At 47.1% G+C, this 19,550-nt stretch carries 18 protein-coding genes; 6 read left to right on the forward strand and 12 right to left on the reverse strand.

Features of this window, described 5'->3' with window-relative positions; translation table 11 throughout:
* Positions 1–89: 89 nt before the first annotated feature.
* The 6 genes from proB to mtnB are packed head-to-tail and all read left to right on the forward strand — an operon-like array spanning position 90 to position 5,992.
* Complete coding sequence (gene proB, locus ACQ5BJ_RS05140) at positions 90–1,199, forward strand: glutamate 5-kinase (protein ID WP_268599746.1); 1,110 nt, start codon at positions 90–92, stop codon at positions 1,197–1,199.
* A gap of 15 nt (positions 1,200–1,214) precedes the next feature.
* Entirely contained in the window at positions 1,215–2,462 is a 1,248-nt protein-coding gene (locus tag ACQ5BJ_RS05145; protein ID WP_005547035.1) for a glutamate-5-semialdehyde dehydrogenase, read from the forward strand.
* A gap of 53 nt (positions 2,463–2,515) precedes the next feature.
* Positions 2,516–3,397: a pyrroline-5-carboxylate reductase gene (gene proC, locus ACQ5BJ_RS05150; protein ID WP_268621227.1), complete on the forward strand. Its 882-nt coding sequence runs from the start codon at positions 2,516–2,518 to the stop codon at positions 3,395–3,397.
* The gene (locus tag ACQ5BJ_RS05155; protein WP_268621225.1) at positions 3,394–4,623 is read left to right on the forward strand and encodes a 2,3-diketo-5-methylthiopentyl-1-phosphate enolase; all 1,230 of its coding nucleotides are present in this window, start codon (positions 3,394–3,396) and stop codon (positions 4,621–4,623) included. The genes proC and ACQ5BJ_RS05155 overlap by 4 nt, the downstream gene beginning before the upstream one ends.
* Positions 4,620–5,291: a 2-hydroxy-3-keto-5-methylthiopentenyl-1-phosphate phosphatase gene (locus tag ACQ5BJ_RS05160; protein WP_005547029.1), complete on the forward strand. Its 672-nt coding sequence runs from the start codon at positions 4,620–4,622 to the stop codon at positions 5,289–5,291. The genes ACQ5BJ_RS05155 and ACQ5BJ_RS05160 overlap by 4 nt, the downstream gene beginning before the upstream one ends.
* Before the next feature lie 56 nt (positions 5,292–5,347).
* The gene (mtnB, locus tag ACQ5BJ_RS05165; RefSeq protein WP_005547027.1) at positions 5,348–5,992 is read left to right on the forward strand and encodes a methylthioribulose 1-phosphate dehydratase; all 645 of its coding nucleotides are present in this window, start codon (positions 5,348–5,350) and stop codon (positions 5,990–5,992) included.
* Between the two features lie 104 nt (positions 5,993–6,096).
* Here the strand turns inward: mtnB and ACQ5BJ_RS05170 are convergent, their stop codons facing one another.
* From ACQ5BJ_RS05170 to panD, 12 genes are all read right to left on the reverse strand, one after another.
* Positions 6,097–6,777 carry a DnaD domain-containing protein gene (locus tag ACQ5BJ_RS05170; RefSeq protein WP_430108945.1) on the reverse strand — a complete coding sequence of 227 codons (681 nt, stop codon included), beginning with the start codon at positions 6,775–6,777 and terminating at the stop codon, positions 6,097–6,099.
* Between the two features lie 188 nt (positions 6,778–6,965).
* Positions 6,966–8,261: an asparagine--tRNA ligase gene (gene asnS / locus ACQ5BJ_RS05175; RefSeq protein WP_005547023.1), complete on the reverse strand. Its 1,296-nt coding sequence runs from the start codon at positions 8,259–8,261 to the stop codon at positions 6,966–6,968.
* A gap of 22 nt (positions 8,262–8,283) precedes the next feature.
* Entirely contained in the window at positions 8,284–9,489 is a 1,206-nt protein-coding gene (locus ACQ5BJ_RS05180) for an acetate kinase (protein WP_005547021.1), read from the reverse strand.
* Positions 9,486–10,358 carry a 3-hydroxyacyl-CoA dehydrogenase family protein gene (locus tag ACQ5BJ_RS05185; RefSeq protein WP_005547019.1) on the reverse strand — a complete coding sequence of 291 codons (873 nt, stop codon included), beginning with the start codon at positions 10,356–10,358 and terminating at the stop codon, positions 9,486–9,488. The genes ACQ5BJ_RS05180 and ACQ5BJ_RS05185 overlap by 4 nt, the downstream gene beginning before the upstream one ends.
* Before the next feature lie 131 nt (positions 10,359–10,489).
* Positions 10,490–12,010: an AAA family ATPase gene (locus ACQ5BJ_RS05190; protein WP_005547017.1), complete on the reverse strand. Its 1,521-nt coding sequence runs from the start codon at positions 12,008–12,010 to the stop codon at positions 10,490–10,492.
* On the reverse strand, positions 11,982–12,545 hold the full coding sequence (locus tag ACQ5BJ_RS05195; RefSeq protein ID WP_262866616.1) for a quinolinate synthase: 564 nt from the start codon (positions 12,543–12,545) through the stop codon (positions 11,982–11,984). Before ACQ5BJ_RS05195 ends, ACQ5BJ_RS05190 begins: the two co-directional genes overlap by 29 nt.
* A 226-nt stretch (positions 12,546–12,771) precedes the next feature.
* On the reverse strand, positions 12,772–13,296 hold the full coding sequence (locus tag ACQ5BJ_RS05200) for a DUF5590 domain-containing protein (protein WP_005547013.1): 525 nt from the start codon (positions 13,294–13,296) through the stop codon (positions 12,772–12,774).
* Positions 13,297–13,311: 15 nt separating this feature from the next.
* A complete protein-coding gene (locus ACQ5BJ_RS05205) occupies positions 13,312–14,622 on the reverse strand; it encodes an amidohydrolase (protein ID WP_005547011.1) in 1,311 nt (436 codons plus the stop codon).
* Positions 14,619–15,266 (reverse strand): redox-sensing transcriptional repressor Rex, encoded by a 648-nt coding sequence (locus ACQ5BJ_RS05210; protein ID WP_005547009.1) that lies wholly within the window; start codon positions 15,264–15,266, stop codon positions 14,619–14,621. The genes ACQ5BJ_RS05205 and ACQ5BJ_RS05210 overlap by 4 nt, the downstream gene beginning before the upstream one ends.
* 16 nt (positions 15,267–15,282) lie before the next feature.
* On the reverse strand, positions 15,283–18,153 hold the full coding sequence (gene dinG, locus ACQ5BJ_RS05215) for an ATP-dependent DNA helicase DinG (RefSeq protein ID WP_430108952.1): 2,871 nt from the start codon (positions 18,151–18,153) through the stop codon (positions 15,283–15,285).
* A 146-nt stretch (positions 18,154–18,299) separates the two neighbouring features.
* Positions 18,300–18,956: a tetratricopeptide repeat protein gene (locus tag ACQ5BJ_RS05220; protein ID WP_005547007.1), complete on the reverse strand. Its 657-nt coding sequence runs from the start codon at positions 18,954–18,956 to the stop codon at positions 18,300–18,302.
* Positions 18,957–19,155: 199 nt separating this feature from the next.
* The gene (panD, locus tag ACQ5BJ_RS05225; RefSeq protein ID WP_163978858.1) at positions 19,156–19,542 is read right to left on the reverse strand and encodes an aspartate 1-decarboxylase; all 387 of its coding nucleotides are present in this window, start codon (positions 19,540–19,542) and stop codon (positions 19,156–19,158) included.
* Positions 19,543–19,550 lie beyond the last annotated feature (8 nt).

Here is a 19,550-nt window from a genome sequence, read left to right on the forward strand (position 1 = left end):
TCATTCGATTTTCATTCTGGCACCGGCAATCATGAGTTGTACGTTACCATATATTCATGAGAGTCAATAAATCAGGAAGTGAACTAATGATGGAACAATATCAACGAATTGTAGTGAAAATTGGAAGCAGCTCGCTTACATCAGAACACGGCGGCCTGAACCGAGAACATATTGAGTATTACGTACGTGAGCTCGTCTCTCTAATTGAACGTGGTGCACATGTCGTCCTCGTCACTTCAGGTGCAGTTGCAGCAGGATTTCGACATATAGGCTATGCGTCACGCCCTAAGCTTCTGCATGAGAAGCAGGCTGCTGCCGCAGTTGGTCAAGCGCTGCTCATGCAAGCTTATCAAGAGCAATTTCAGAAATTCGGGATTCCTTCGGCTCAGTTGCTGCTGACCCGCCCGGACTTTGCAAACCGCAAGCGCGGTCACAATGCACAGATGACAATGGAAGAGCTGCTCAAGCAGCGGGTCATTCCAATCATTAATGAGAATGATACAGTTTCTGTCGAGGAGCTTAAGTTCGGTGATAACGATACCTTGTCTGCACTTGTTGCGAATCTCATTCATGCAGACCGCCTCGTCATCATTACCGATACGGATGGCTTGTATACAGCAGATCCCCGCTCTAATCCGAATGCGAAACGGTTCGACCGAGTAGAGGAAATCAACGAAGAAATCTACGCATATGCTGGTGGAACTGGTTCTTCAGTAGGTACGGGCGGAATGCGATCGAAGCTTGATGCAGCACGGATCGCCATGCGTGGCGGAGTTCCCGCTTTTGTCGGCAGAGTGAATGAGCCAGGTGATCTTATGCTTGCTGTTGATGGCAAGGGCAAGGGCACCTATTTCGACACTCATCTGCATGCACTGCCTATGAAAAAGCAATGGCTTGGCTTCCATTCTACACCGCATGGTCAGATTATTGTTGATGAAGGTGCCGAGCAAGCATTGCTCTCTCGCGGATCGAGTCTTCTGCCTGCCGGCATACGTAACGTGGAAGGCGATTTCCACCCGGGCGATGTTGTTGAGGTAGCTGGCTTAGACGGTCGTGTTATAGGCAGAGGCATTGTCAATTACGAGACTGATCAGTTAAAGATTGCAGCTGGCTGGTCAACGGAAGAAGTTCTGAAGCGCATTGGGGTACCGCGCATTGAAGTGATACATCGCGATGAATGGGTCACACTACGATCATAGAAGGAGGCTACTACGATGAGTGAAGTACGTTCAAAAGCTACAATCGCAAAAGAAGCAGCAGCCGTGATGAATCGGCTGACGACCGACCAAAAAAATGAGGCTCTGTTAAGAATGGCGGATCTGCTCGAGCAGCACGCAGATTCCATAATAGAAGCAAATGCCAAAGATTTGGCAAAAGGCAGGCAGCTCGGTACATCCGCATCCCTGCTCGACCGTCTAGCATTAAATGTAACACGGATCGAAGACATGGCTGAGGGCTTGCGCCAAATCGTTAAATTGACTGACCCTGTTGGTGATGTACTAGAAACAATTGACCGCCCTAATGGTCTACATATTGAAAAAATTCGCGTTCCCCTAGGAGTTATCGGCATGATTTACGAGGCGCGTCCAAATGTTACAGTGGATGCGGCTGGATTATGCCTCAAGACAGGAAATGCCGTTGTGCTGCGCGGTGGTTCTTCTGCACTAGAATCGAATAAACGGATTGTAGCCGTGCTGCACGAAGCATTGAAATTAACCTCCGTTCCTGTTGATGCCCTGCAGCTCATTGAAGATGCTGATCGCGCATCTGTTGATGAGATGCTGAAGCTAAATGGCTTGCTTGATGTCGTCATACCACGCGGCGGAGCATCGCTCATTCAAAACGTCGTTCAAAACGCAACTGTCCCCGTCATCGAAACAGGCGCCGGCATCTGTCATACCTATCTGGATGAAACCGCAGATCCTGATATGGCAGAATCGATTTCATATAATGCGAAAATTCAACGTCCTTCTGTATGCAATTCCATGGAGACTCTGCTTGTTCATGAACAATTTGCTGAGCGCCATTTGACAGGACTTCTGGAAGGGTTCGATACCCACCGTGTTGTGCTGCGCGGATGTGAACGAACGACTGCCTACGCCCCTTGGGCGAAGAAAGCAACCGAGCAGGATTACGCAACGGAATATAACGATTATGTACTAAATATTCGAGTGGTGAATTCCTTGGATGAAGCTCTTGATCATATCGCTCGATATGGAACGAAGCATTCCGAGTGCATCATAACAGAGAACAAAGAGCGCGCCAATCGTTTCTTGAACGAAGTTGACGCTGCTGCAGTATACCATAATGCCTCGACACGTTTCACAGATGGCTTCGAATTTGGATTTGGTGCCGAAATTGGCATTAGTACACAGAAGCTGCATGCAAGAGGACCTATGGGACTGCCTGCTCTAACGTCAACCAAATATCGGATTTATGGTAAAGGTCAAATCCGCGAGTAATGTCCTGCAACAGCATATTCTACAAGCAACGTGTTGGAAAAGAAGGGAGAGGAATGGACATCATGAATGAAACAATTACACAAGAGAAGGACACATTCCGTTCTCTTCGCATTTGTATTTTCGGTGCAGGCTCCATTGCTGAAGCAATCGTAAGAGGAGTACTTGCCAAGCAATTAACGGAACCAGAGCAATTTTCAATGATAAATCGCAGCAATAACGAGCGACTGCAAGAATTGAAGCGGAAGTATGGCGTTACGATCGAGCTTACATCCAAAGGCAAGCAGGAGCTGCTTCATGAAGCTGATGTTATCGTACTATGCATGAAGCCTAAGGATGCTGCAGCCGCACTTCATGAGTTGAAGCCCCTGCTCCGTCCTGGCACACTCATTATTTCAGTCATTGCTGGTCTTTCTTTACATGCTATCCAGCATATTCTAGGTCCTATCGCCGCCGTGCGCACAATGCCGAATACATCTAGTACGATTGGACTCGGAGCAACAGCAATTTGCTGCTCCCAATCTGTGGACGATACTCAGCGAGCTATCGCGATGATAATATTCGAAGCGATTGGCATCGCAGTTGAAGTCGAAGAGCAGCAAATGAATATTGTAACTGGATTGTCTGGGAGCGGCCCAGCCTATTTATATTACGTCATGGAAGCCATGATGCAGGCTGGCGTTGAGGGCGGGCTCACCCAAGAGATTGCGCATGTTTTAACGGTGCAGACCGTGCTTGGAGCAGCCGAAATGGTACGACGAACGCAGGAAGAACCTGCTGAACTGCGCCGTAAAGTAACATCTCCTGGCGGCACGACACAGGCAGCACTTGATGTCATGAACAGTCATTATATGAGCAAGACCATTATATCTGCGGTTCACCGCGCTGCAGAGCGCTCGCAGGAGATGGAACACCAAATTGGGAGGGAAATCGAATGAAAGATCACTGCATCGCCACCTATCGGCTGTTCGATGATCGGGCAGATTTTAAGAAAAAAGCCGAAGGAATTGCCGTTGGCTTGACGGTAGGGAGCTGGACCGAGCTCCCTGAGGCGAGAAAGGCTGAGATGTCAAAGCATCTCGGCAAGGTTATCACGATTGAGGAGCATCCATCAGACGTTGCAGGGGAACGATATGCGGATATCTCCATCGCATACCCAGACATTAATTTTAGCCCTGATCTCCCCGCATTACTCGTTACTGCATTCGGCAAGCTGTCTATGGATGGCAAAATCAAGCTAATGGATCTCGATTTTTCGGACTCTTTCAGAACAGCATTTTCAGGACCTAAGTATGGAATTGACGGAATCCGTGATCAGTTGCAGGTTTATAACCGTCCATTATTGATGAGTATTTTCAAATCGGTTATCGGACATGACCTGCCAGGATTGAAGGAACAATTTTACCAACAGGCATTGGGTGGAGTTGATCTGATTAAGGATGACGAAATTTTGTTTGAAAATCCGTTGACCCCGATCGAACAGCGTGTTCGTGCTTGTATGGAAGCAGCTGCTGCTGCTGAGCAAATTACAGGCAAAAAATTGTTATACGCCGTAAACTTGACAGGGCCTACGTTCTCGCTTCGTGAACAAGCGCTTCGTGCAATAGAGGCCGGTGCAAATGCGCTGCTGTTCAATGTATTAAGCTACGGATATGATGTCCTGCATGGATTGAGTCAAGATCCAGATATTACAGTTCCAATTGCAGCTCACCCTGCACTTGCCGGCGCTTACTATCCTGCAAAGGAGCATGGGATTGCTGCTCCGCTCCTACTTGGCAAGCTAATGCGATTGGCTGGTGCCGATCTAGTTCTCTTCCCTTCCCCGTACGGATCAGTTACCATGCCAAAGGAAGAGACACAAGGTATCCGCCAAGCGTTAACTAGCACAGCAGAATCATTAAAATCCATACATAAAAGATCCTTCCCGGTGCCTTCCGCAGGCATACACCCAGGTCTTGTCCCGCTTATTATTCAGGATTTCGGAACGGAAGTAGTTGTCAATGCGGGAGGAGGAATACACGGGCATCCATTAGGAACAGCGTCTGGCGGTCAAGCATTTGTAGATGCCATTGATGCCGTGATGAAAGGCGATACGTTGGAGCAAAGAGCAGTTGTATCCGAGCCATTAGCTGCCGCAATTGGATTATGGGGTGTTAAGAAATGAGTGTGCAGAAGCGTCGTGTCATTTTTTGCGATTTCGACGGAACAATAACAGAAAATGATAACATTGTTTCAGTTATCCGGCATTTCAACCCGCCTGGTTGGGAAGAGATCGTGCATGATGTCATACAGGAACGAAAGTCAATTCGGCAAGGAGTCGGTGAAATGTTCGCCATGCTCCCTACTTCACTGCGAAACGAAGTCGTTCAATATGCCATATCGCAAGCCTGCATCCGCCCTGGCTTTGAGCAATTCGTTCAATTTTGCCAGACGGAAGAGATTGAATTGTACGTGACAAGCGGAGGAATTGATTTCTTTGTATATCCGCTGCTCAAGCCGTATCAAATTCCCTCTGACCATATATATTGTAATGGCAGCGACTTCACTGGCGATAGCATTCGCATCACATGGCCATATTACTGCCAGCCGCCTTGTACGAATGATTGCGGGATGTGCAAAACGACCATTGTCCGTCGCTTCCCGGAAGAAGAGTATGAACGTATCGTGATTGGCGATAGTGTTACCGACTTTGCAGCAGCCAAGATGGCTGAATTTGTATATGCAAGGGCGCAATTAATCGTGCGATGCGATGAGCTACAGCTTCCTTATGCACCATTCCACACCTTTTATGATATTATGGAGCATTTGACCCATTCCAATACACATATCTAAAATCATCCACACTAATAAGCTAGGAGTGGTTGAAAAGAAGGGAGCCAGTTCATAGAATGAACACGAATATGCTCACAGTAGAGCAAAAGCAGCAAGCACTTGCTGAGCTGCGCACAATCAAAGAGCAGTTTGCAAGCCGCCACTGGTTCCCAGGCACGAGCGGCAATCTCTCCATTCGTGTCGGCGATATTCAGAATGAACAATTCCAATTCGCGATTACGGCCAGCGGCAAGGATAAGTCGGTTCATACTCCTGAAGATTTTCTATTCGTGAATGAGAATGGCCGAGCAACCGAAGCAACGAAGCTGAAACCCAGTGCTGAGACATTAATTCATTGTGAAATTTACCGGCTCACAGGCTGTGGTGCTATCTTCCACGTTCATACCGTATTTAATACCATCGTATCTGATCTATATGGAGATCGCGGCACTGTGCCGGTAGAAGGCGTAGAATTAATTAAAGCGTTTAACATTTGGGAGGAAGACGCGATAATCAACATCCCTGTCGTACCGAACTACGCAGACATCCCACGTATCGTACCATGTATTACAGAGTCACTTGATCCACTTATTCCGGGTATTCTTCTACGAAAGCACGGCATATACGCATGGGGCGCTAATGCCTTCGAGGCCAAGCGACATCTGGAGGCATTCGAGTTCTTGTTCGAATATGTATACCGCAAACAAGCACTTCATCAATAAATGCTAGCCTATTATTCCATAAAACAGATAAGGCCCTCAGTCACTTTAGACAGAGGGCTTTAGTGTCGGGCATTATTTTCCCATGCAATTCGAGAACTCTTCACTCATCTTCCGCTAGAACGGAACTTCTGAGTATAAGCCTTGGCATCTTCAATTGAGCGAACTCGGTTACGGCTCCATTCCAGCAATATGCGATCCACGTAGCGGAAATGCACCTTACCTGCAAATACCGCTTCCTTCAGTGCTAAGAGAATTAATTCCTCTGGATAATGATCCTGATCTATCCATCCGGCAATTGTCTCACATTCCATTGGTGAAAGCGGACGGCCGAATTCCTTCTCAAATATATTGAACAGATTCGGTTGATCCGAGTCCGTTAATGCAGAAGATTGTCTTAACCGCTGACGTTCAGCTCGAATCTCTTCCGTTACGAATACGGCCATCTTCTCCCATAATCCAGTTAAATTATATCGCTCATACTGCACTTGCGTTGCCGGGTCGATTTCTTCGTCTATGCTGATAAAGCCATCCTTCAGCAGTCTCTGCAGCGACTTGATGACTAGCTCAGGAGCTGTTCCCATACGTTCCTGCAGCTCCTCTATTGTCGGAAAGTCCTTCATTTCCTGCTGCTTGAAGCCTATAAGATGAATAAGCAGCATTGCTTCCGTATCATTCAGCTTCAGCTGCCGATAGCAGCGCAGCAGGTGGTACGGCACACTAATACTGCCTGATTGCATGCCAAGCGCCATCCCTTTGGCAAAGGTGCGAAAAGCGTCTCCACTCATACATTAATCCCCTCTCCGCTTCACTACCCCTCTATTGTCTCATATGATCAGCTATTTGATAAGCACTAAATTGGCAACGTTTTCAAATTTTAGAAATTAGGGCTTTATCGCTATTGAAAAAATCGCCCCATACCGCTTTTGCGATACAGGACGATCTTCATCACTTACTGATCTGAGCTACATGAAGCTTATGGATATAAACGATATAACAGGCGTGGGAATGGAATTGTCTCACGAACATGTTCCAATCCGCAAATCCAAGCTACAGTACGTTCCAGACCGAGACCAAATCCAGAGTGAGGAACAGTACCGTATTTACGCAAATCCATATACCACTGGTAAGCCTCAGGAGACAATTCATGTTCCTTGAAGCGTTCTTCCATCAGGGCAGGATCGTCAATACGCTGAGATCCGCCGATAATTTCTCCATAGCCTTCTGGAGCGATCATATCCGCACACAGAACGACTTCTGGACGATTTGGATCCGGCTTCATGTAGAATGCCTTGATGTTCGTTGGGTAGTGCGTGATAAACACAGGAGTTTCGTACTTCTCAGCGATTGCCGTTTCATGCGGCGCACCGAAATCTTCACCCCAAGGAATATCATACCCTTGCTCTTGTAAAAATGCGATTGCTTCATCATACGTAATGCGCGGGAATGGCGCTACACATTTCTCCAGCTTAGACGTATCGCGGCCGAGTGTTTCCAGCTCTGCACGGCAATTCTTCAGCACAGATTGTACGATGTGCGAAACGAATTGCTCCTGCACCTTCAGGTTCTCTTCATGGTCAACAAACGCCATTTCCGGCTCGATCATCCAGAACTCGATCAAGTGGCGGCGTGTCTTCGATTTCTCAGCACGGAATGTTGGTCCGAATGAGTAAACCTTACCAAGCGCCATTGCGGCTGCTTCCATGTATAGCTGGCCACTTTGCGTCAGGAACGCATCTTCTTCGAAGTATTTCGTATGGAACAATTCTGTTGTTCCTTCGCAAGAGGAAGGCGTAAGAATTGGTGGATCCACCAGTGTAAAGCCCTTCTCATCGAAGAATTGCTGAACCGCACGAATGATTTCCCCGCGGATTGTCAAAATGGCATGCTGCTTCGGTGCACGGAGCCACAAATGACGATGATCCATCAAGAAATCAACACCATGTTCCTTCGGTGTAATCGGATAATTTTCTGTAATTTGAATGATTTCCACATTCGTTACAGTCATCTCATATCCGGATTTGGAACGTGGTTCCTCGCGAACAGTCCCCGTAACATACATAGAGCTTTCTTGTGTTAAGCTTTTTGCCGCTTCCCAGACTTCCTCCGGCACTTCACTTTTCACTACAACACCCTGGATAAATCCAGTACCGTCACGCAGCTGCAAGAATTGAATCTTGCCGCTGGAACGTTTGTTGTGCAGCCAGCAGCCCATACGGATTTCTTCGCCTACATGGCGGCTAACTTCGCGGATGACACAAGTCGTCGTCATCGATCGCTCTCTCCCTTACGCATTATTTCGATTCTTGCACAAGGCGGAATGTATCCCGCGCAATCATAAGCTCTTCGTTCGTTGGAACGACAAGAACTTTTACTTTCGAATTTGGAGTGGAAATCAGACGCGGTTCTTTCGAACGGATTTTGTTCAGCTCTGGATCAATTTCAACGCCCAAGAACGTCAACTTCTCGCATGTTGCTTCACGAATTACGATAGAGTTTTCACCAACACCCGCCGTAAATACGATTACATCAACGCCGTCCATCGCTGCTGCATATGCACCGATGTATTTACGCAAGCGATATACGTACATATCGAATGCCAATGTTGCATTTGGTTCGCCCTCAGCCATTGCATCTGTAATTTCACGCATGTCACTGGACAAACCTGAGATTGCGAGCAATCCACTGTGCTTATTCAACATGGAGTTGACTTCATTGACTGTCAAATCTTCTTTCATCATTGTGAAAGGCACAACAGCCGGATCCAAGTCACCACTGCGTGTACCCATCATCAAGCCTTCCAGCGGAGTCATACCCATCGATGTGTCGATCGATTTTCCGCCCTCAACCGCTGTCAAGCTGCCGCCGTTACCAATATGGCATGTGATGATTTTCAAGTCTTCGATTGGACGTCCAACAACTTCAGCCGCACGTTGGCTGACATAGTTATGGGATGTACCATGGAAGCCATAGCGACGAACTTTGTGCTTCTTGTATAGCACCTTCGGTATCGCGTACATGTATGCCTTCTGAGGCATCGTTTGATGGAAAGCAGTATCGAATACAACCGCTTGCGGTACGTCCGGCAAGTTCGTTTCAACTGCTTTAATGCCCATCATGTGAGCAGGGTTATGCAGCGGAGCCAGATCGAACAGACGACGGATTTCCGCTTTGACTTCTGAGTCAACCAATACGGAATTGCTGAATGATTCACCGCCGTGAACGACACGGTGTCCAACAGCCTCAATCTCGCTGATCGTTTTAACTACGCCAACCTTTGCATCTGTAAGCTTGTCCAATACTTTACGAATCGCAATCGTATGGTCAAGAATTTCGCTTACTTCTGTAATTTCGTCAGTGTGATGCGGTTCGTGAATAAGAATGGAGGAATCCATCCCGATACGTTCCACGCGGCCTGCTGCCAGTACCGATTCGTCCTTCATATCATATAGCTGATATTTGAGTGAGGAGCTGCCTGCATTGATTACGAGTATTTTCATAGTCTATCCCCATCCTTATCATACTTGAAAAATCCGACGCCCGATTTCACGCCGAGGTGGCCAGCGCGCACCATCTTTTTCAACAATACGGACGGACGGTATTTGATATCGCCGAACTCGCGGAACATGCGTTCCATAGCAGCCAGTATCGAATCCAAGCCAAAGCGGTCTGCCATCTCAAGAGGCCCGTATTGGAAATTATATCCGATTCTCATTGCATTGTCGATATCTTCGGCAGACGCTACGCCCTCTTGCAGAACGTGCAAAGCCTCGTTAATCAAAAGACAGATCAAACGAGACGTCACGAAGCCCGGAGACTCGAATACCATGATTCCTTTTTTCTGTACAACCTCTTCGACGAAGCGCTTCGTTTCATTGAATGTTTCGTCAGAGGTTTTTAACCCGCGGATAATTTCGACAAGGTCAACCTTCGAAACGGGATGAATAAAGTGCATGCCAATAACACGCTCAGGATACTTCGTTGAGCTTGCCATTTCTGTCAGGGACAGTGTCGATGTGTTGCTTGCCAAAATAATGTTGCTTGGGCATACGCGATCCAGTTCAGCAAAGACCAATTTCTTCGCTTCCAGATCTTCAGATATAGTCTCAATTACCATATCGCATGCACTCAGCTCCGCCAGATGCGTCACCTTATGTATGCGCGAAAGAATTAACTTTTTTTCCGCCTGTGTGATAGCCCATTTCTCAAGCTGCTTGTCCAGGCTTGTTTCAATCATTTCATACGCGTGGTCCAGCTTCTCCGGCGATTGCTCCACCAACAGCACGTCCAAGCCTTTGACAGCAAGCATTTCTGCAATGCCTTGGCCCATTGTACCGCCGCCGATGACGCCGATCTTTTTGAAAAACATGGTTTCTTCCACCTTTCCTGTTGCTATGCTCTGCATAGTGTACCCGAGATGATGGTTTCGTTATCAGTGCATAGGTACCTCACCTTATCTTATCATGAATATGGAAACAAAAAAGAAAAACCAGCGTGAATTCACGCTGGTAATTGTTTCTTGTCACATAATAGACACCGGAACGTATCTCCGTTTACTAATTCCTCTTCCAAAAGGTGTTGCAAACATCGCTCAAAAGCATCCCGGTGCTTCTCCAACAATTCACGCGTTCGATAGGTCAAATCTACCATAATCGCCTGCGTTTCATTTGTCAAGACATCTGGCGAGAGATGCTTCAATCGAACGATGCCTAGATTAGTTAAACCAGCATTCACCATCGTCTCCACGATATTGAGTGCTTGATCGAAGTCTCCCTGAGAGCCTGTACTGCGATTGCCGTAGAACAGCTCCTCTGCTACCGAGCCGCCTAGCGCTATCATAATCTGCTCCTCAAGGAACGGCTTCGTATATAAGTAACGATCCCCTTGAGGCTGATGTCGAACGTACCCTAATGCTTGACCGCGCGGGCTGAGAGCTACCTGTGAAACGCTTTCCGGTCGGACAAGCTCTGCCGTGATTGCATGGCCTAGCTCATGAATAGCCACGCGACGACGTTCCTCTTCATTTGTCTCTCGGTCGCTTTTCTCTCCTAGCAACGCCTTATCAATCGCCAGGGAAAGATGTTCCATCGTAATGGATTCTTGCCGTTGACGCATCGCATAAATGGCAGCCTCATTAAGCACGCTTTCTAATTGAGCGCCTGAGAAGCCAAAGGTTTCCTCTGCGATTCGATCCAGACTGACCTCTTCCGCAAGCGGCTTGTTAGCGGCGTGCAGCTCCAAAATATGCTTGCGCCCTTTCTTATCCGGCATATCGACTTGAATATGGCGGTCAAAGCGTCCAGGTCGCAGCAGTGCACTGTCCAGCATCTCCTTGCGGTTCGTTGCTGCCATCACAAGAATACGTGGCTCTTCATCAGTATATAAGCCATCCATTTCCGTCAACAGCTGATTTAGCGTTTGATCGTATTCTTTTTGCTGCCCGCCTTCACGCTTACCACCAATGACGTCAATCTCATCAATGAAAATGACTGCATTCTGCTTTTTCTCTTTCTCTGCGCGCTGTCTTGCTTCCTTGAACAGTTCACGTACACGGCCAGCCCCTACGCCGACATACATTTCGACGAACTCACTGCCTGATACGCCAATGAACACGGCATCTGCATAATGAGCAGAAGCCTTGGCCATCAATGTTTTCCCCGTTCCTGGAGGGCCTGTCAACAATATTCCCTTCAACGGACGAATCCCAAACTTCCGAATATCATCAGGTCGTACTAAGAAATCAAGCGCCTCAATTAATTCATTTTTTGCTCTGTCCTGCCCGCCTATTTTCTCAAAACTCATCGCACTAATATGACTTTGGCCTGCTTTTGCACGTCCGGATGAACGTGTCATACCTGCTTGCCCTCTCCGATTCACAAAGAACAGAAGAACAGTAATCGCGACGGCGGCTGCTACGATCGGCCAAATATTCACACCAAGATAGCTGATAAATAGTATGGCTGGGATTACAATCCCCAATGCCAATTCCCAACTACGAACGGATTGCCGTTGCTTTTTCATTAGGCCACACCCCCACAGGCGATGCTTGCAATGGAAGCAAAATTGTCTTGCTTCCTTGCCCATCCTTGAGTTGAATATAGACATAACGAGCATCCATTTCGGTTTGAATCTGAATGCCTGGGTGCTGCTGTTGAAGCTCCTTCAATCGTACGGGAATGTCACTATACTTCTGATGAACCATCGCCTCAGCTACATCGAACATGGCCCGTGACCATAATTGATCGATATTCGGCGTGCTTTGCTCATTCCAATATTCGAGTTGAATCTTCTTACCGCTCGAATTTTGCTGCAATTCATCCGATACTTGTTCAACCAAGCTGCTAATATTTGTTCCGTTCTTGGTCTTCAGCTTTACTTGCAATGTATCGGGATCCCACTTTACATCATACTGCGTAATTTCAGCATGCTGCTTGAGCACTCGCTCTACAGGCTGCTTTACGAAGCTGCGTTCATAAAATGCCCAACCACCGAACAAAGCAACAGCTGTAATCAACATAATGAGCAAGGTAGGAACAATACGTATTTTTTTCGCCATGCTGAAACCTCCTGTTGCTAATCTATATTATATACCCCTAATGTTCTCTCTTTGATATATCATGAGTATATCATACATGCTGCACTATCTCTGAATGTAAAGTGTACCATGATTGCCATCGAACTTGTTCCAGGAATAAAAAAGCGCTGCATCCTCCGTCTGATGTACATGTGTTCATGTACGCACAAACGAAGCAGCAGCGCTTCAAGATCATTCGTCGAATATGCTATTTATTAGGCAGCGTATAAATATCACCTGTAGGCGAACCGTTAGCAAATGTATAAAAATGATAGAAATAATGGACAACGCCTTGGTCATCTTTTCGTTTGACTAAAGCCTGCCATAAATATTGATCATCCTTATAAGCAGGAGTAATTCGGATCACATCTGCATCCGGGTACTGCGCTTCAATTCTCCCCTCAATCGTTTCCTTTGAGGTTACTTCTGCAGAAGTCATTGGGTTTACCTTATCCGGGAGCACCCAAATCATATGTTCCTGACCTTGCTCGTCAGTGCCCCGAACCGTATATACAACTTGATCCCAAACCCCCTTCTCCACTTCAGTCACACTTGCAAGCTTAACAGCCTCATTCGCCCGTTTCACAATTTCCGCTTCTTTTACTCGCTCATCCTTATTAATATATTGCACATACTGATAAGAGGCGAAGAACAATCCGACTAGAAACAAGAGAACGAGTACCGGTATCAGCCATTTCCAATGCGATCTCCGGCGTACGCGTCTTCTCTGCATGAACTCTCCTCCTGCCTATCTTGCAAGCAAGCTCTCAAAGCATTGCTGCGCCTCATGAAGGATTCGTTCCTCATCCATCGTCAGGCATTCGCCATTCTTCACAACCTGCTTTCCATCAACCCATACATGCTTGACATCCTTGGCAGATGCCGAGTATACAACATGGGATACCAAATCCGTATGAGGCATAAAGTGAGGCTGATCAATATCAACTGCAACAAAGTCAGCCTTCATTCCCACTTCAAGCGCGCCAATATCGTCAACACGAATTGTCTTCGCACCATAGATTGTTCCCATGCGCAGTGCCTCTGCTGCAGGAATAGCAGTCGGATCACCGGACACGCCTTTATGGATCAGGGCGGCGAGTCGAATTTCTTCAAACATATCAAGGTTATTGTTGCTTGCCGGTCCGTCGGTACCAAGTGATACTACAACACCTGCACGAAGCAGCTCAGTTACGCGAGCAACGCCGCTCGCCAGCTTCAAGTTGCTGCCTGGATTGTGAGACACCGCCACATTATATTTCGCAAGCGTTTCTATTTCCTCATCTGTCAGATGAACACCATGAGCGACGAAGGAAGGACGTGAGAAGAAGCCAAGCTTCTCGAGATGCGCTACCGGACGCATTCCATAATCCTTCACATTTTGCTCTACTTCAGCTTTCGTTTCTGACATATGAGTATGAAGCGGCAAATCTAAATCATGCGCAGCCTGAACAAAGCTCTCGATAAAGGATGGCGGGCAAGTATACGGCGCATGTGGCGCCAACAGTGTACGAATGCGGCCATTTGCCTTCCCGTTCCAATCCTTCGCGAACTGGATCGCTTCATTCAACTTCTCCCGCTGTACATCCTCCGGACACAAGCCAATCGCTCCGCGCATGAGTGATGCACGGATTCCAGATTGCTCACTTACCTTTGCCACTTCATCCATGTAATCATACATATCAACAAATGTTGTCGTACCGCCCTTCAACATTTCAACAACCGACAACGCCGTTCCCCAGTACACATCCGTAGCGGTAAACTTACCTTCCATCGGCCACATTTTCTCCTGCAGCCACGTTTGAAGCGCAAGGTCATCACCATATCCGCGCAGCAAAGACATCGCAGCATGTCCATGTGTATTCACAAGTCCTGGAATAAAGAACAATCCCTTGCCATCAATGATTTCTGCACCTTCAGTTGTGTATTGCTCAGGCAAATCAGCTCCCAGATGAACGATGCGATCATTTTCCACGACCATGAATCCATGGAAGGAGGATTGTTTCGCAGTTGGAGACAAGTCGGCAAATATGCCGTTTTTAATAATGATTCGATGTGTCATTCGGCAGGTACTTCCTTTCCATTATCAGATAAATAATACGCCAAACTGAACAAGTCCGTCGTGAAGTCGGCTGTATGAACCCGAATATTCGGCGGCACTCTCAAGATGACAGGCGCGAAATTCAAAATGGCTTCTACCCCGGCCTCTACAAATTGATCCGCAACATGCTGTGCTTCCGTAGCCGGCACCGTAATGATTCCGATGCGAATTTGCTTTTCACGAACCGTAGGAATGAGATCAGACATGGGCTGAACTTTCAAATTGTTAATCTCAGTGTTAATTTTGGACTCCTGAGCATCGAACACAGCAACAATTTTCATATTATCTTTCAAGTATACGGTGTAGTTGCAAAGGGCGTGCCCTAATTTACCTGCGCCGACAAGTCCAACAGGTATTACCTGATCGAGTTTTAAAATATGCCGAATTTGTTGAATAAGATACGATACATCATACCCGATACCCTTGCGGCCGAAGTCGCCGAAGTATGCCAAGTCCTTTCGAATTTGGGCAGGATTCAAGTTCAGCTTCTGTCCCAAATCTTGAGATGAAACTGTGAGCACTTCACGCTGCTTCAATTCTAATAGGTGACGTAAATATACGGGTAAGCGCCGAACGACAGCTTCTGATATTTTTAGTGCTTTCATCCTAAAAAAGCTCCTCTCATCGCTCTCCAATACCTCTTTGATTATGGTCTAGCCACGTATCTATACGTGGTACAAGTTGTTCTGTTGCCATATGCTCCATTTTTGGACCAGGCAGCGAGTAAAGAAAGTGTTTGCCATAGCTTGTCTCAATAACCCGGGTGTCATAAATGATCACAATCCCTTTGTCCTGCGTTGTGCGCACGAGACGACCGAATCCCTGCTTGAACCGGATAACAGCCTGCGGTACAGAATATTTGCGGAACGGATTTTGATTCATCCGCTTCAAGCGATCGCATTTTGCTTCCACTAACGGGTGATTCGGCGGCTGGAAAGGAAGTCGTACAATCGCCAGACAGGTCAGCGCATCTCCCGGAATATCTACTCCTTCCCAAAAGCTGCTTGTCCCAAGAAGCACCGAGTTCGGCTGTTCTCGGAACCTTCGTGTCAGCTTGCTTCGATTGCCGCTGTCAATTCCTTGTCCCAGCACTTGAATGCCATGGAGGCTTAGCGCTTCCTTTAGCGGCTCATATACATCCCGCAGCATGCGATACGATGTGAATAATACAAGCATTCGTCCCTCTGTCACCTTAGCTACATCGGCCAGTGACTGCATCAGCGTCATATTAAACTTAGCGTCTGACGCCCCCTTTACGCTCGGAAAGTCACGCGGAATGACTACAAGCGCTTGTTCACGGTAGTTAAATGGTGACGGAAGGATCACGGTGTTCAAGCGCCCATCCCGTTCTGCATCCTTCAAGCCCAATTGTTCGGCCACGAACTGGAACGATTTATCGACAGACAATGTTGCTGATGTCAGAATGACACTCTTCTTCGGCTCAAAGAAATAACGCTTCAGTGCCTCACTCACATCAACAGGGACGGCATACATTTGCATCGATTTATGCTTATATTGGAGATTTCCTTCCATCCAATATACCGTATCCGCATCCTTGCCCTGCATAAACTCCCGGAATTCATCACGAAGTTGCCCAATGTCCTTGAACAGACCTGTCACGTCTGCCGTAACGCCTTGAACCTCGTCATCATCGTAATCCTTCCATTCGTTAACGAGCTTCTCCCCCGAACGGACAATGTCGCTTAAGCGGGTATGAATATCGCCTTCCAGTTCCGCAATAGAGCTCCAGGCTTCAGGACGATTACCTGACGGCAGCCTAAGCACAGCTTGGCCGCCCTCCGCTTGACCGGCTTCATTCATGGAAGGCAGCATCTGATAAAGTTGCTCATGCAAGCGATCCCACTGATCCTTGACATCGACGAGCTGTGTCAGCATCTTATCAATTCCTTCTGCCCAGACAAGCGCCTTTTCATTGCCTGACAAGCGAAGGCGCTGCTGCAGCAGCACAAGCGCCCCGTTTTTACTATCCTTGAACAACTGGGTCAACGGATGAATGAGTGAAAAATATTGCAAGTGAATGCCTAGGTGTTTGCCGGCCGTCTCTTCAAAGTGGTGTGCTTCGTCTACAACAAGCTGCTCGTAGGCAGGAAGCAAACGATGCTCTGCAATGACATCCGTAAATAATAACGAGTGGTTCGTGATGATAATGTCTGATATATTCGCATCATTCTTCGCCCGATGGTAGAAGCACCGACGGAACCAAGGACATGCGCGATTCAAGCAAGAATCACTATCACTGGCAACGGTATCCCAGAAGTCAGTACCTTTATGAACGAAGTGCAGCTCTTCATCATCTCCATGTTCGGTCTCACTGAGCCACACCAGCATTTGGGCAGCTGTCAGACTATCATCGCGAGCATGTACATACTCCCTATTACCTATTTTATGTTCAAATTTTCTCAAACACAAATAGTGACTGCGGCCTTTTAATACCGATGCCTTAAACGGAACCGGAACAATCTTCTCCAAAAGCGGCAAATCACGTTGTCTGAGCTGTTCTTGTAAATTGATTGTGTGTGTACTAACAATTACTTTGCTTTCTTGAGAAACACTCTGATATATGGCTGGAAGCAAGTATCCTAATGATTTTCCGGTTCCTGTACCCGCTTCGATAAGCAGGTGATGTTCTTGCTCGAAACATTCCATGACTTCATTGAACATCTGTTCCTGCGACTCGCGAGGTTCATAATTATCCAAGCGGTTGGCTAGATTCGTCTTCACCTGGTCAAGGAATTGGGCGAAAGTGACCCCCTTAAGCGGATTCACTGCTGACGAGTCACGCGGCGGTTCCGTCTCTGTCCAATCCGCCTGCTTCAATGTCAACTGCCGAAACGGATGGTACCCTTCTTCTTCCGTCCAATCGGACACCTCGCGCTCCTGAAGCTTCTCAGCCAGCAGCCACTTCAAGTCACGCTCCTCATGATCTCCGAATACATCGACTACACGCTGCAGCGTTAACAGTGGCAACTGGTCAATCGCTTCTAGACAGCGTATAAATATATCTGCTGTTGCTCTTGCATCACTGTCTGCTTGATGCGGTCGGTCATGAACAACACCCATTTCATGCGACACAGAACCAAGCTGAAAGGAAGGCAGTGAAGGGAACAAAATACGCAAAAGTTCAATCGTATCTAAAATACGACCTGTGAATGGCAAATACCCCGTCTGCTCCAACGCCCGGCACAGGAATTGATAATCAAAGGCCACATTGTGGCCAACCAATACAACATCCCCTAACAAAGGAACAAGCCCAGTCATTGCATCATCAATATCGGGAGCGTCCTTCACATCTTCCTCGGTAATGCCTGTAAGCTGCGATATAAATTCCGGTATTGGGACGGTTGGTCGAACAAGCGTATGATATTCGCGTTCTATCTTCAAATCATGGCCAAGAATGACCAGACCGATTTGAATTATTTCATCGTTCGGCTGATTGCCGGTCGTTTCAAAATCCAAAACAGCAAATCTCATCTCAATAGCCTTTCCTCTCACAATTTCTGTTCTTAGCATAACAGATGTTCGGTCGTTTGGAAATGACTAGAGGGAAACATCTGTGCGTATTTTTTCCCACACAAATGTTCCCCTCCGATGTCATGACAATTGATTTCACATGCATGTTATTGGATATGCATCATGTGCTCGCCGCCTAATTCCAATTGCCCGCTTTTCGACTGGCATACCTTCAAATTCATAATGGGTTCAGGTAATGTTGGATCCAGTTCATGCGCTTTTTGGAACCATGCCTTGGCTTGCGCAAATTGATGCTGCTTCGCATGAATACAGCCTAGCGCATTGCACGCTATCGCCTTCATGCTGTTGTTGTCAGTTAAAGGAATAATAAGCTGAAAATGATGACCTGCTTCCTGACAATTTCCTAAATGCAGGTGTGACATCGCCAGATAAGCGCGCACTTCGATACTTTCCGGGTGAAGCTTTGCGGCCTGCTCCAAGAACGGAACCGCTTCCTTATACATCATAAGCAAGTAATACCCTTGGCCCCGTTGGTACGGATCCCCATAATCCGGTAAGGTTATTTTACTATCCTTTACTGGGCATGGCTGTGAGGGTACGGTGCTACCCTTGCCTGCCTTTGGTCTCAGCAGGGACAAGCGCTCCTCAAAGCGTAGCCACTCCTCTACAATATGATCACTCATGGAGCGAAGCAGCGACACTTGATGCTCGAGCTCTTGCTTTTGCTTTCCCTTAGCATGCGGGTATTTGGCAATCACTTCATCCAACAGTTCATTCATGGTCTCGAATACATGTTGCAGCACGATTCCATCCCACCTTCACGAGTGTTGCGTATCGTTGTCTTACCGGCTCAGGTTCATTGTTTGTCTCAGAGCTAATTTTCATTCGGTGCCCCAACGATTCCCGTGTACTGGCTTCCGTTGTCAAACGAAGCGAAGCAAACAATTACGTCCTCTAAAAAGCCACAGGTAATCCAGCCAACGTAAGCTATGCGTTTGAAGCTTAGCGAATCGTCGAATGCTCCTCAGTCAGGTTCATCACTTCAACAGGCTTGTTGCCTCCGTCTACAAACACAATATTAGGCTTGTATTGACGCGCTTCTTCATTTGTCATGGATGCGTAAGAAATAATAATAACATTGTCCCCAGGCTGTACAAGTCGAGCTGCTGCGCCATTTAAGCAAATAACGCCTGAATGCTTAGGTCCTGGAATCACATAAGTCTCTAAGCGTGCTCCATTATAATTGTTTACGATCTGAACTTTTTCATTCGGCCAAATATCAGCCAATTCCATTAAGTGTTCATCTATCGTAATGCTCCCAACATAGTTCAAATTCGCTTCCGTTACTGTCGCACGGTGAATTTTCGATTTCATCATCTCGCGCATCATGCGATAGC

The organism is Paenibacillus sp. B1-35 (assembly GCF_050474385.1).
In the GTDB taxonomy this organism is placed as follows: Bacteria; Bacillota; Bacilli; order Paenibacillales; family Paenibacillaceae; genus Paenibacillus_B; species Paenibacillus_B alvei.

Coding starts and splice junctions, on each gene's coding strand:
- proB (WP_268599746.1), top strand. CDS start 90: ATGGAACAATATCAACGAATTGTAGTGAAAATTGGAAGCAGCTCGCTT.
- ACQ5BJ_RS05145 (WP_005547035.1), top strand. CDS start 1,215: ATGAGTGAAGTACGTTCAAAAGCTACAATCGCAAAAGAAGCAGCAGCC.
- proC (WP_268621227.1), top strand. CDS start 2,516: ATGGACATCATGAATGAAACAATTACACAAGAGAAGGACACATTCCGT.
- ACQ5BJ_RS05155 (WP_268621225.1), top strand. CDS start 3,394: ATGAAAGATCACTGCATCGCCACCTATCGGCTGTTCGATGATCGGGCA.
- ACQ5BJ_RS05160 (WP_005547029.1), top strand. CDS start 4,620: ATGAGTGTGCAGAAGCGTCGTGTCATTTTTTGCGATTTCGACGGAACA.
- mtnB (WP_005547027.1), top strand. CDS start 5,348: ATGAACACGAATATGCTCACAGTAGAGCAAAAGCAGCAAGCACTTGCT.
- ACQ5BJ_RS05170 (WP_430108945.1), bottom strand. CDS start 6,777: ATGAGTGGAGACGCTTTTCGCACCTTTGCCAAAGGGATGGCGCTTGGC.
- asnS (WP_005547023.1), bottom strand. CDS start 8,261: ATGACGACGACTTGTGTCATCCGCGAAGTTAGCCGCCATGTAGGCGAA.
- ACQ5BJ_RS05180 (WP_005547021.1), bottom strand. CDS start 9,489: ATGAAAATACTCGTAATCAATGCAGGCAGCTCCTCACTCAAATATCAG.
- ACQ5BJ_RS05185 (WP_005547019.1), bottom strand. CDS start 10,358: ATGTTTTTCAAAAAGATCGGCGTCATCGGCGGCGGTACAATGGGCCAA.
- ACQ5BJ_RS05190 (WP_005547017.1), bottom strand. CDS start 12,010: ATGAAAAAGCAACGGCAATCCGTTCGTAGTTGGGAATTGGCATTGGGG.
- ACQ5BJ_RS05195 (WP_262866616.1), bottom strand. CDS start 12,545: ATGGCGAAAAAAATACGTATTGTTCCTACCTTGCTCATTATGTTGATT.
- ACQ5BJ_RS05200 (WP_005547013.1), bottom strand. CDS start 13,296: ATGCAGAGAAGACGCGTACGCCGGAGATCGCATTGGAAATGGCTGATA.
- ACQ5BJ_RS05205 (WP_005547011.1), bottom strand. CDS start 14,622: ATGACACATCGAATCATTATTAAAAACGGCATATTTGCCGACTTGTCT.
- ACQ5BJ_RS05210 (WP_005547009.1), bottom strand. CDS start 15,266: ATGAAAGCACTAAAAATATCAGAAGCTGTCGTTCGGCGCTTACCCGTA.
- dinG (WP_430108952.1), bottom strand. CDS start 18,153: ATGAGATTTGCTGTTTTGGATTTTGAAACGACCGGCAATCAGCCGAAC.
- panD (WP_163978858.1), bottom strand. CDS start 19,542: ATGATGCGCGAGATGATGAAATCGAAAATTCACCGTGCGACAGTAACG.